Source organism: Psychrobacter sp. Pi2-52, from assembly GCF_904846705.1.
Taxonomy (GTDB): Bacteria; Pseudomonadota; Gammaproteobacteria; order Pseudomonadales; family Moraxellaceae; genus Psychrobacter.
Map to the genome: position 1 here is coordinate 1 of NZ_CAJHBS010000050.1, position 1,199 is coordinate 1,199.

At 44.5% G+C, this 1,199-nt stretch carries 1 protein-coding gene; it reads right to left on the bottom strand.

Going from position 1 to position 1,199, the window contains the following annotated elements:
• Positions 1 to 38: 38 nt before the first annotated feature.
• Positions 39 to 1,126, bottom strand: a protein-coding gene (locus tag JMY00_RS13435) for an IS3 family transposase (RefSeq protein WP_201580528.1) whose coding sequence is annotated in 2 segments (ribosomal slippage) — positions 39 to 874 and positions 874 to 1,126 — 1,089 coding nt in all. Because the reading frame shifts where the segments join, the coding sequence is not laid out codon by codon here.
• Positions 1,127 to 1,199 lie beyond the last annotated feature (73 nt).

Sequence of the window (1,199 nt, forward strand, 5' to 3'; positions counted from 1 at the left end):
GGTAACCCTCCCAAACTTAAGACACCTAATAAATAGAATTAAGCTGCCTGATTGAGTTTCTGTATCGGTGTAAAACCGCCATTGCCCATGTTTGGGCGCTTATGATTATAATGGTATAACCAGTTTTCTGCTTGTGCGCGTACCTGCTCTAGATTATCAAACAGCTCCTGATTTAACCAATCATATCTCATGGTTCTGTTAAAGCGCTCTACATACGCATTTTGCTGTGGATTGCCAGGTTCAATATAGCTTAAGATGATACCTTGCTGCTCAGCCCAGTCTTTGAGCGCATTGCTGATGTATTCAGGGCCGTTATCGCATCTTATCTGCACAGGTTTGCCTCGGTACTCAATAAGCTGATTAAGACTGCGTATGACCCTTTGCGCCGGTAGCGAGAAGTCGACTTCAACGGTGAGTGCCTCACGGTTGTAATCATCAATGACATTGAACAGTCTAAAGCCGCGGCCATCAGTTAAGCTGTCGTGCATAAAGTCCATGCTCCAGCTTTGGTTAATCCTATCAGGTACTGCTAATGGTATTGGTTTAGCACGTTTAATGCGACGCTTAGGTTTGATTCTAAGGTTGAGTTCAAGCTCGCAGTAGATGCGATATACCCGCTTATGGTTGTACGGCAGTCCTAGCACATTACGCAAGGTTAAAAAGCACAAGCCAAAGCCCCAGTTCTTGTTCTCATCGGTCAATTTGATAAGTAAGTCCGCTATTTGCTGGTTCTCATCTGTTGCCACCGACTTGTGATAATAACAGGTGACGCTGATGTTAAAGATACGGCAAGCACGGCGTATGCTAATGCTACGATCTTCAATATAGTGACAAGCCATCTGCCGGCGCCTTTGGGGCGCTACCACTTTTTTGACATAGCATCCTGTAGGATGTCGGATTTAAGACATTCATCAGCGTACATCTTCTTAAGACGTGCATTTTCAACTTCAAGTTCTTTTAAGCGCGCAATTAAAGAGGCATCCATGCCGCCATACTTTGAGCGCCAGTTGTAAAAGGTACTTTGGCTGATGTTATGCTCGCGGCACAGCTCAGTGATAGGAACGCCTTGTTCGGCTTGTTTTAGGATGTTGACGATTTGGTTGTCGCTAAAGCGTGTCTTTTTCATAGGATTCTCCTGCTGATGTATTCTAGCAGTTACTCTCTATTTATGAGTGTTCTTATTTATTGGGGGGATTACC